The organism is Actinomycetota bacterium (assembly GCA_030776725.1).
GTDB lineage: Bacteria > Actinomycetota > Nitriliruptoria > Nitriliruptorales > JAHWKO01 > JAHWKW01.
In genome coordinates, this window is the sequence record JALYHG010000193.1 from 1 (window position 1) to 9,699 (window position 9,699).

The 9,699-nt window shown below is 70.5% G+C and carries 10 protein-coding genes; 6 read left to right on the top strand and 4 right to left on the bottom strand.

The features are described from left to right. A partial coding sequence (locus M3N57_09190; GenBank protein ID MDP9022850.1) for a uroporphyrinogen-III synthase occupies positions 1-780 on the bottom strand: 780 nt, incomplete at its 3' end. A gap of 161 nt (positions 781-941) precedes the next feature. Between M3N57_09190 and M3N57_09195 the strand changes: the two genes are divergently transcribed. The 5 genes from M3N57_09195 (at position 942) to M3N57_09215 (ending at position 5,178) form a co-directional block, all read left to right on the top strand. Beyond that, a complete protein-coding gene (locus M3N57_09195; protein ID MDP9022851.1) occupies positions 942-1,547 on the top strand; it encodes a bifunctional precorrin-2 dehydrogenase/sirohydrochlorin ferrochelatase in 606 nt (201 codons plus the stop codon). Further along, positions 1,544-3,553 carry a MoaD/ThiS family protein gene (locus M3N57_09200; GenBank protein MDP9022852.1) on the top strand — a complete coding sequence of 670 codons (2,010 nt, stop codon included), beginning with the start codon at positions 1,544-1,546 and terminating at the stop codon, positions 3,551-3,553. Before M3N57_09195 ends, M3N57_09200 begins: the two co-directional genes overlap by 4 nt. Positions 3,554-3,617: 64 nt before the next feature. After that, complete coding sequence (locus M3N57_09205) at positions 3,618-4,421, top strand: phosphoadenylyl-sulfate reductase (protein MDP9022853.1); 804 nt, start codon at positions 3,618-3,620, stop codon at positions 4,419-4,421. A 1-nt stretch (position 4,422) separates the two neighbouring features. Then, a complete protein-coding gene (locus M3N57_09210; protein ID MDP9022854.1) occupies positions 4,423-4,893 on the top strand; it encodes a hypothetical protein in 471 nt (156 codons plus the stop codon). Positions 4,894-4,896: 3 nt separating this feature from the next. Next, a complete protein-coding gene (locus M3N57_09215; GenBank protein MDP9022855.1) occupies positions 4,897-5,178 on the top strand; it encodes a pyrophosphohydrolase in 282 nt (93 codons plus the stop codon). 87 nt (positions 5,179-5,265) lie between these two features. Here the strand turns inward: M3N57_09215 and M3N57_09220 are convergent, their stop codons facing one another. Further along, entirely contained in the window at positions 5,266-6,318 is a 1,053-nt protein-coding gene (locus tag M3N57_09220) for an aspartate-semialdehyde dehydrogenase (protein ID MDP9022856.1), read from the bottom strand. 97 nt (positions 6,319-6,415) lie between these two features. Next, complete coding sequence (locus M3N57_09225; GenBank protein MDP9022857.1) at positions 6,416-7,660, bottom strand: aspartate kinase; 1,245 nt, start codon at positions 7,658-7,660, stop codon at positions 6,416-6,418. Between the two features lie 82 nt (positions 7,661-7,742). Here M3N57_09225 and M3N57_09230 point away from each other — a divergent pair, with 82 nt between their 5' ends. After that, positions 7,743-8,612 (top strand): archease, encoded by an 870-nt coding sequence (locus M3N57_09230; protein MDP9022858.1) that lies wholly within the window; start codon positions 7,743-7,745, stop codon positions 8,610-8,612. 55 nt (positions 8,613-8,667) lie between these two features. On the opposite strand, the gene M3N57_09235 is transcribed toward M3N57_09230, so the two are convergent. Then, positions 8,668-9,699, bottom strand: a 1,032-nt coding sequence (locus M3N57_09235) for an RtcB family protein (protein ID MDP9022859.1), incomplete at its 5' end; no start/stop codon positions are given.

Below are 9,699 nucleotides of genomic sequence, written 5' to 3' on the forward strand. Positions count from 1 at the left end.
TGCGATCGCCCGGATCAACTCGCTGGTCCGTGACCGCGAGGGGACGATCGCGACGGGGACGTCGTGGGGGTCGAACGCCGCGGCGGTGACCGGCCCGACTACAGCCACCGCGACGGGGCCCCGCAGCGCCGCGGTGAGCCGGTCGTAGAGCCCCTCGTCGCGGGCGATCGCGAACAGCCCGCGAACGGCCGCGACGGACGTGAACGTGAGCACGTCGAGCTCGCCGTCGAGCGTCGTCAGGATCAGCCGGCGTGCCGGGCCGGTGTCGTCGGGCAGGACCGACCGGTAGGGGGTGATCGTGATCAGCCGGACGTCGCCCGACAGCTGTCCGTACGGATGCTCGAAGGGGCTCCCGTGCAGCTGGACCGCAACCGCGTCCCCGGCCTGGACGTGGTCGGACAGCCAACGCACCACGTCGGCGTCGGTCTCCTCCGGCGAGACCCACTCGGGCTCGGCGTCGACCGCACGCAACCCGCCCACCGCCTTGGGTCCGCGCGCCACGCACCGCGCCGCGGCGACCAGCCGACGCAGCTCGTCGAGCCGGCCGGTCCGCTCGGCGGCTTCCGCCCACAGACGCATGCCCATCCCAGTGCTGGCCACCAGCCAGTCGGGCTGCGCCGCGACGATCGCGTCCGTGCTGGCTGCCAGCTGCTGATCGGGCTCAGGCCGGTCGCCGCCGACGGTCGGCCCGACCACGACCGAGGCCCCCTTGCGGCGAAGCGCGGTCGCGAGTTGATCGGCGCGCCGCGACGCGGTTACCCCGACCCGCACGCCCTCCATGGATCTCCCCCCGCCGGGACTCTCCATCCCCCGGTGCGCCCACCGTACGCGACGTCATCCCGACCGCACCCGACAGCGACCCCGACGGCAAGCGCCGGGAGTTAATACGGTTTGTCACCCACAGGTTCGCGGACCTGACCGGGGCGCCCCAACCTCGTGACATGCCGTTCGAGTTGCCCATCAGCCTCGACGTCACCGGTCGCCGCTGTGTGGTGGTCGGTGGCGGGCCGGCGGCTGCCTCTAGGACCGTGACGCTGGTAGAGGCCGGGGCAGACGTCGTGGACGTCACCGCTGACGAGTACCGCCCGGAGCTGCTCGACGGCGCGTTCGTCGCGATCCTCACCGGCGAGGACTCCACCGACCCCGCGACCTTCTTCGCCGACGCAGAGGCACGTGGTGTGCTCGTCAGCTCGATGGACGACGTCGAGCACTGCCACTTCGCCTTCCCGTCGATCGTCCGGCGCGGCGACCTGCAGCTGGCCATCTCGACCGGTGGCCGTGCTCCGGCGTTGTCCCGGCGGCTGCGCCTGCACCTCGAACAGCTCCTCCCGCAGGCGGTGACGACACTCGTCGACGCGCTCGGTGAGGCCCGCGAGGCGGCACTCCCCCGGCGGATCGCGTTCGCCGAGTGGGCGTCGCGGTGGCGCGCCGCGGTCGCCGACCTCGACGAGCTCGTCGCCCTGTGCGAAGCCGGGCGGGCCGATGAGGTCCGCGACCGGGTCGTCGCGGCCGTCAGCGAAGAAGCCGCCAGCGAGGAAGCGGCATGAGCAGCAGACCAGTGAGCACATCCGCCACCAGGAAGGACACCGACGTGGCATCCGACGTGGCATCCGACACGGAGGCACGCCGTGCCTCCCGCAGACGACGCCGACCCCGCGAGAAGCCGACCTGGGACCTGGTCTACAAGCGCAACTCGATCGAGCAGTTGAAGCGGGAGAAGTTCCCGCTCGACATCGTCGAGGACCTGCCGCAGATGATCGCCATGGGGTACGAGGCGGTACCCGAGGAGGACATCGTCCGCCTCAACTGGTGGGGCCTGACCCACGACAAGCCCAAGATCGGCACCTTCATGGTGCGGATCAAGGTCCCTGGCGGCCTGCTCGAACCGGCGCAGCTGCGGGGCGTCGGCGAGATCTCAAAGCAGTGGGGCAACAACTACGGCGAGCTCACGACCCGCCAGGGCCTGCAGCTGCACTACGTGCGGCTCGACGAGCTCCCGGCGGTCCTCGAGGCCATCGAGGCGACGGGGCTCACCACGGTCGGGGGCGAGGGCGACACCGTCCGGAACATCACCGGCTGCCCCGTCGCTGGGATCGCGAAAGACGAGCTGTTCGACGTCCGTCCGGTGATCGAGACGGCCGCGGAGTACTTCTACGGCAACCGCGACTACTCCAACCTGCCGCGGAAGCACAAGTTCACCATCAGCGCCTGCCCGGGCCAGTGCAACGCCCCCGAGACCCACGACGTCGCCTTGGTGGCGGCCCGCAAGGACGGCCGCGACGGCTTCGCCGTCCGCGTCGGGGGAGGGCTGTCCAACACACCGCGGCTCGCCCGTGACCTGGGGGTGTTCGTCCCGGTCGAGGACGCGATCGACGTCCTGCGCGTGGTCACCGACGCGTGGCAGCAGGACCCCAAGTACCGCATCAGCCGCGCCAAGGCCCGCATCAAGTTCATGATGGACGACCACGGGCCCGAGGGCGTGCGCAAGATGGCCGAGGAGCGTCTCGGTCGGGAACTCGAGGACTTCGATGCATCTCCCGAGCCGCGCGCCTACGACCACTTCGGTGTCCGAGCGCAGAAGCAGGACGGGCTGGTCTACGTCGGCTTCTCGGTTCCGATGGGGTGGATGACCGGCGACCAGATGATCGCGCTCGCCGACGCGGTCGAGAACGTCGGCGCCGATATCCGCCTGACGCGCCAGCAGGACTTCATCATCGGCAACGTCCCGCTTGGCCGCCTCGCCGAGCTCACCGAGCCCCTGCGGGGGATCGGCTACCCGCTCGCGCGGAACAAGGTGTACGGCAACTCGATCGCGTGCACCAGCCACAAGTTCTGCAACTACTCCGTGGCCGAGACCAAGGGCAAGCTCGGAGAGATCCTCGAGGAGCTCGAGGAGAGGTTCGGCGAGCAGGTCGAGGATCTGAAGATCTTCATGGACGGCTGCCCGCACTCCTGCGCCCACCACTGGGTCGGCGACATCGGCCTGCAGGGGACCATGACGAAGGATCCGGCCACCAACCAGCGCGTGGAGGCCTACGACGTGACCCTGCGTGGTGGGCTCGGTCACCAGGCCGCCATCGGCAAGCCGCTGATGCGGCGGGTGCAGACCGGGCAGATCACCGACGTGCTGGTCCGCCTCGTCGGCGGGTGGCTGAACGAGAAGGCGGCACGCAACGGCTCCGGTGACGGCTACACGTTCAAGGACTTCTGCGACGAGCGCAGCGACGAGGACCTGGTCGCGATCGGATCAGGTGAGCTCGCCGCCGCCGAGGACGAGGCGGCGGGACCGGTGTGGCGGATCCCGGGCACGCTCCTGGAGCTGTCCGACGGAGCGGACCTGGTCGAGGTCGACGCCGCGACCGTCGCGGAGGCGATGGACCGGCTCCGGGAGCTGCACCCTCGGCTGGTGGCGGAGATCCTCGACGGAGAGAGGGTCAGCTCCGCGTTCAACCTCTACGTCGGCGAGGACGACGTCCGCGCCCTCGACGGGTTCGACACGCAGCTCGAGCCCGGCGACGAGCTGACCATCCTCCCCGCGCTCGCGGGCGGGTGATCGCCGACCCTCACGGCGCCCCGACACTGCCCTGTCATCTGTCCCTGACTGCGAGGCTGCACGAATGCTGACTGCCGAACGCGTCGTCTTCGACGATCTCGAGATCGGCGAGATCGCCATGGAGCTCGACGATCAGGAACCCGAGGACGTGATCGAGTGGGCGCTCGAGACGTTCGAGGATCGGGCGGCGATCGTCACGTCGTTCCAGGCGGACGGGATGGTCATCCTGGACATGGCCTACCACATCCGCCCGGAGATAAAGGTCGTCACGGTCGACACGGGGCGCCTGCCCCAGGCCACCCACGACTTCATCGATCAGGTACGCGGCCACTACCCGCTGGCCGACATCCAGGTGCTGCTGCCCAACCACCGTGAAGTCGAGACGATGGTCCAACGCAAGGGCCTCAACCTCTTCCGCGAGTCGGTGGCTCAGCGACTGACGTGCTGCCAGATCCGGAAGGTCCGGCCGCTGGTGCGGGCCCTGGAGGGCCTCGACGCGTGGTTCACGGGCCTGCGGCGCGACCAGTGGGCGTCGCGCGCCGCGATCAAGAAGGTCGACCTCGACCACGACCACGACGGCATCGTCAAGGTCAGCCCTCTGGCGGACTGGACCAAGGACGAGGTCTGGGAGTACCTCGAGGAGTTCAAGGTCCCGACCCACCCGCTGTACGCCCAGGGCTACACCAGCTTGGGATGCGAGCCGTGCACCCGGCCGATCGAGTCCGGCGAGGACGACCGGGCCGGGCGGTGGTGGTGGGAGGAGAACGCACCCAAGGAGTGCGGGATGCACTGCCCGATCGAGACGGGCGGGTTCGAGCACGAACTCCGCGCGATCCTCGGTGACGCGCTGCACGCTGGCGGCCACTGACGTGCCGGGACCAACCGACGGACCGCTGCAGCTCGACGAGCAGGAACGCGAGCTGCTCGAGTCCGAGCTCCGCGCGGTCGTCCCGGCCCTGTCGGGCCAGCGGCGCGAACGCTACGAGGCCCTGGCCGACGCGGTGTCCGCGGGCAGTGTCCCCACCGAGCTACAGCCACACCTCGAGTCGGTGGTATCGCTGGCGCTGCAGACCGCGCGAGCCCGGCAGATGTACCGAGCCGAAGGCGAAGGGGTGCTGACCCGGCTGTACCGACGCACGCCCGGGGGGCGCGAGCTGTCCGATCACCTCAACGCCGTCAACGGGGCGCTGACCGCTCTGAACGATCACACGCTGCGCAGTGTGACGGTCGGGATGCGGACGCTGGGGCACTTCACCGTCAGGATCGACACCGATCAGGCGCAGATCGTGCTGGGCGTGCGACCCGACAGCGTGAACGTCGAGAGCGTCGCTGTGAGCTGACGGGTGGACCTGGCGTCGTTCCAACGGCTGATCCGCGACACGTACGGCGAGCGTGACCGCGACCGCGGCGTGCCCCGGACGTTCACGTGGTTGGTGGAGGAGGTCGGCGAGCTGTCGCGGGCGCTGTTCCGTGGCGACGACGCCGACCGCCGCGAGGAGTTCAGCGACGTGCTGGCGTGGCTGGTGTCGCTGGCGGACCTCGCCGGGGTCGACGTCGCCGCGGCCGTCGCCGACCGTTACGGGCGAGGGTGCCCCAAGTGCCGTTCGGTGCCCTGCCGCTGCTGAACGAACGGGACAGAGCCTGACCAGCGCGGGGTCGGGACGTTGAGACGTTCCGCCCTGACCCGGCTGTTCGTGATGGGAGCCGACCCGCTACAGCTCCGGGGCGAGCAGCTCGGCGATCTGGACGGTGTTCAACGCCGCACCCTTGAGCAGGTTGTCACCGCTGACCCACACGTTCAGGGAGTGCTGGTCGGCCAGGTCGCGGCGGACCCGCCCGACGAAGACCTCGTCGCGGCCGGCGCTCTCCAGGGGGGTGGGGTAGGCCAGAGGCTCACCGCCCTGGCCGGTGCCGTCCTCGACCACGAGGCCGGGGGCAGCATCGACCGCCGCGAGCGCGTCGGCGACGGTCGGTTCACGTTCGAAGGTCAGCCGTGCGGCGATCGAGTGGCCCACCACCACGGGGACCCGGACGCACGTCGGCGAGACCTGCAGCGTCGGCAGCTCGAGGATCTTGCGGCTCTCGTTGACGAGCTTCCACTCCTCGTCGGTGTACCGCTCGTCGGTGAACGACCCGCAGTGGGCCAGCACGTTGAACGCGATCGCCTTGCTGAACTGCTCGGGCTGGACGGACGTCGCCGCGTCGGCGCCGCCTCGCCGGAGCATGTCGGGATCCTCCACCAGCTTGCGGGTCTGGTCGATCAGCTCGGTGATACCCTTCTGGCCCGCGCCGCTCGCCGACTGGTAGGAGGTGGCGACCATCGCGGTCAGCCCGAACGCGTCGTGCAGCGGCTTGACCGCCACCGTCAGGACCATCGTGGTGCAGTTGGGGTTGGCCACGATGCCGATCGGTCGGGTGGTGAGCGCGTGCGGGTTCACCTCGGACACGACCAGCGGCACGTCGGGATCGCCGCGCCACGCCGACGAGTTGTCCACCACCGTCGCCCCCCGCGCGGCCGCGATCGGTGCCCACTCCCGCGACACGTCACTGCCTGCGGAGAACAGCGCCAGGTCGACGCGGTCGAACACCTCGGGGGCGAGCGTCACGACCTGGACATCGTGATCGCCGTAGGGGATACGCCGCCCGGCCGATCGTTCGCTTGCGACCATGACCGGGTCGCCGTCGATCGGGAACGCGCGCTCGAACAGCAGGCGGCGCATCTCCTCACCGACCGCACCGGTGGCGCCGACGATCGCCAACCGCAACGGACGGTCGGGTGCTCCGGCCTCCTCCGGGCGGTCCCCGGCGGGGCGCTGCAGGCGCGCTCGTGGTTGTGGTTCGGCGTCCGGTTCGGTCATGTCGTCACCTGTCGTCGCGGGCGAGGCTGGCGGTCTCCAGGTCGAAGGCGTCGTGGATGGCACGCACCGCCGTCTCCACGTCGTCCTGGCGGACCACGACCGAGATCCGGATGGTCGAGGTCGAGATCATCTCGATGTTCACACCAGCCGTGGCGAGCGTCTCGAACATCTTGGCAGCCACACCCGGATGCGTCCGCATCCCCGCACCGACCAACGCCACCTTCGCCACGCGGCGGTCGAGGACCACATCCTCGGCGCCGAGGTCGTCGAGGATCGATCGGATCAGGTCGGCAGCGTGGTCGGCGTCGTCACGTGGCACCGTGAACGAGATGTCGGTGATGCCGTCGATCGAGACGTTCTGCACGATCATGTCCACGTTGACGTTGGCGTCCGCCAACGCGGTGAACATCTGCGCCGCGACGCCGGGACGGTCGGGCACACCTTGCACGGTGACCTTCGCCTCGGTGGTGTCGTGCGCGATCCCGGCGATGTAGGCGTCCTCCATGGCTCTGTCGTCCTCCGGCCCGATCCACGTCCCGTCGTCGTTGGTGAACGAGGATCGGACGTGGACCAGCACGTCGTAGTTACGTGCGAACTCCACGGACCGGGTCTGCAGCACCCGAGCGCCCTGCGCCGCCAGCTCGAGCATCTCCTCGAACGACACGTAGTGCAGCTTGCGTGCAAACGGCACCAGGCGTGGGTCGGCGGTGTAGACCCCGTCCACGTCGGTGTAGATCTCGCACACGTCGGCATGCAGCGACGCGGCCAGCGCCACCGCGGTGGTGTCCGACCCGCCTCGCCCGAGTGTGGTGACGTCCTTGGTGTCCTGCGACACCCCTTGGAACCCGGCGACGATCACGACGTCTCCGTCGGCGAGCGCCCCGCGCACCCGGCCGGGCGTGATGTCCACGATCCGGGCCTTGCCGTGCAGCGCGTCGGTGATGATCCCCGCTTGCGATCCGGTGAGCGACCGGGCCGAGATCCCCTCTGCGGCCAGCGCCATGGCCAACAGGGACATCGAGATGCGCTCGCCGGCCGTCAGCAGCATGTCCAGCTCGCGGCCGGGCGGGGCGGGCGCGATGAGCCGGGCCAGCTCCACCAGATCGTCGGTGGTGGTGCCCATCGCCGACACGACGACCACCACGTCGTGGCCTTCGGCCCTCGCTTGCGCGATCCGAGACGCGACCCGCTTGATGCGCTCGACCTCCGCGACCGAGCTGCCGCCGTACTTCTGCACGATCAGGGCCACGTGCGCCTCGGTCCGGCTGGCTGATGTGGGGCGCTGGGGCTTCCCAGGATGGCTGACCAGCCTACCGCTACCCTCACGCGCCGTGACGGCGGGGCGGGTCGGTGGCGTCGTGGCCGGGCGGGCGGTCGCGCTCCTGGCCAGCGCCGCCCTGATCGTGGCGATGTTCCTCCCGTGGACGGGCGACGGAACGCTGGCGCTCGACCTCGGCCTGCGCTCGTGGGGACAGCGCGCGGGACAACCGACGGTGGCGCTCGGGCTCGTGACGATCGCCGCGTTGCCGTCGCTCGCCGCCGTCCTGGGAGACGCAGCCTGGCCGCGGCTGATCGCCGCGATCGCCTCCGGCGGCCTGGCCCTGTCGTGGCTGGCGGCGGGTCCCGACGGGGGACTGACCGGCGGTGTCGTCGCGACGCTGATCGGGGCGATCGGGCTCCTCGCCGCGGCCGCGTTCCCCACCGGTTCGCCTGGCGGCGGATCGGCGGGCGCGGGTGCCAGGCCGCCGCACCAGGGTCGGGCAACACCCGACCGAGACGAACGTCCCCAGGCCGGTTTCGCTGCGCTGGATCACACCGCTGACGCGGCGTTCGAGGCGTGGGGTCCGACGCGCGGCGGGTGCTTCATGCAGGCCGTCCGGGCTCTGGTCAGCTCGTTCGCCGATACGACCGACGTCGCGGCTGACGGCCGCCACGCGGTCGCGTTCGAACCCGCCGCTGACGAGGACCTGCTCGTCGATCTCCTCGACGAGGTGATCTACCTCCTCGACACCCGCGGCGTCGTCCCGGTGGGCGGCGAACTCGTCGACGAGCTCGACGGGGGGATCAGCGGCGAGCTCGAGGTCGCCCCGGTCGAGCGCGTCCGCCCCGCCGGCGCCGTCCCCAAGGCGGTCACCCACCACGCACTGCGCGTCCAGGCAGGGCCGCACGGTTGGCGCTGCCACGCGGTGATCGACGTGTGATCTACCGCACCGACGTGTACTGGACCGAGCGGAGCTGACAGCGCCCGGTGCGCCTTCAGCCTTTGACGACGCCCAGCGGGCGCAGCCGCGCGACGCGGCGCGCCAGGCGCGCCTCCTCGCACACCCGCACGACGGCATCGACGTCCTTGTAGGCGTAGGGTGCCTCCTCGGGCAGGTCACGCTCCGACTCCTCGCGCACCAGGATCCCTCGAGCCTCGAGCTCGCGGTGCAACGCCGACCCCTCCTGCTCGGCCTTGGCCCTCTTCCGGCTCATCGTCCGGCCCGCCCCGTGACAGGCGGAGAAGAACGCGGCACCGCCCTCGACGCCGGTCAGGACCCACGATCCGGTCCCCATCGAGCCGGGCACCAGCGTTGGCTGTCCGAAGGGGCGCAGGTCGTCGGGGAGATCGGGATGGTCCGGGGGGAGCGCGAGCGTCGCTCCCTTGCGGTGCACGCACAGCGTGCGTTCGCGCCGGTCGACCGGATGACGCTCGATCTTGGCGAGGTTGTGCGACACGTCGTACAGCAGCTCGAGGTCGCGGTAACCCGTGACCTGTCCGAAGGCGTCACGCGCCGCCTCGCCGAGCAGCTGCCGGTTCGCCCGGCCGAAGTTCGCTCCGGCTGCCATCGCCTGCAGGTAGGCCTTGCCCTGGGTGGAACCGACCGGGGCGCAGGCCAGCTGACGGTCGGGGACCGCGATCCCGTAGGCCTCCATCGCCGGCTTCATCTTGCGGACGTGGTCCTGGCAGATCTGGTGGCCGAGACCGCGTGAGCCGGTGTGGATCATCACCGCCACCTGCCCCTCGTGTAGCCCGAACCCCTGGGCGACGTCGGCGTCGACGATCTGTTCGACGTACTGGATCTCGAGGAAGTGGTTGCCCGATCCCAAGCTGCCGACCTGTGCGATGCCGCGGTCGACCGCACGGTTGCTCACCCGGGTGGGATCGGCATCCGGTAGCAACCCGCGGTCCTCGGTGCGTTCCAGGTCGCGTTCGGTCCCGTGGCCGCGCTCGACCGCGTACGCCGAACCGCGCAGCAGGATCTGCACCAGCTTGTCCTCGTCGTCGATCTCCCACACCGCGCCCCG